Below are 801 nucleotides of genomic sequence, written 5' to 3'. Positions count from 1 at the left end.
GGCTTCCTGGTTCGGCCATTCGGTGCCCTCGTTTTCGGGCGCATCGGCGATCTGGTCGGCCGTAAATACACATTCCTCGTCACCATCATGATCATGGGTCTGTCGACCTTCCTTGTTGGTATTCTTCCAGGGTCAGCCAGTTGGGGTATTGCCGCGCCCATCATCCTGATTGCACTGCGCATGCTGCAGGGGCTAGCTCTGGGCGGTGAATATGGCGGCGCAGCAACGTATGTCGCTGAACACGCGCCAAACAATAGACGCGGCTACTATACGTCCTGGATTCAGACCACAGCAACACTTGGTCTCTTCCTTTCCCTCATCGTCATCCTGATCATTCAGAATTGGCTCGGTAAGGAAGCGTTTGCTGCATGGGGTTGGCGTATTCCATTCATTCTATCTTTTATTCTCCTCGGTATTTCCGTCTGGATCCGTTTGTCCCTGAGCGAATCGCCAGCGTTCCAAAGGATGAAGGACGAGGGTAAAGGCTCCAAGGCACCTCTATCGGAAGCCTTCGGCCAGTGGAAAAATGCGAAGATCGCGCTTATCGCACTCTTTGGCCTCACAGCCGGCCAAGCCGTTGTCTGGTATTGCGGCCAGTTCTACGCGTTGTTCTTCCTGCAGAACGTTTTGAAGGTCGACGGGCAGGCGGTCAATATCATGATCGCCATCGCCCTCCTGCTCGGCACCGGTTTCTTCGTCTTCTTCGGCTGGCTGTCGGACAAGATTGGCCGCAAGCCGATCATCATGGCTGGATTGGCGCTCGCTATCTTCACCTACTTCCCGCTGTTCAAGGCGTTGACC

Annotated in this window: 1 protein-coding gene; it reads left to right on the top strand. The window is 55.1% G+C overall.

The genetic code is table 11. The features are described 5' to 3' along the window. On the top strand, nucleotides 1-801 hold an 801-nt coding region (locus ACXJ5O_RS28735), incomplete at both ends, for an MFS transporter (RefSeq protein ID WP_457302876.1).

The organism is Phyllobacterium sp. P5_D12, assembly GCF_054049495.1.
The sequence above is the reverse complement of the archived record's forward strand: the minus strand, read 5'-3'. Positions and strand labels throughout refer to the sequence as shown.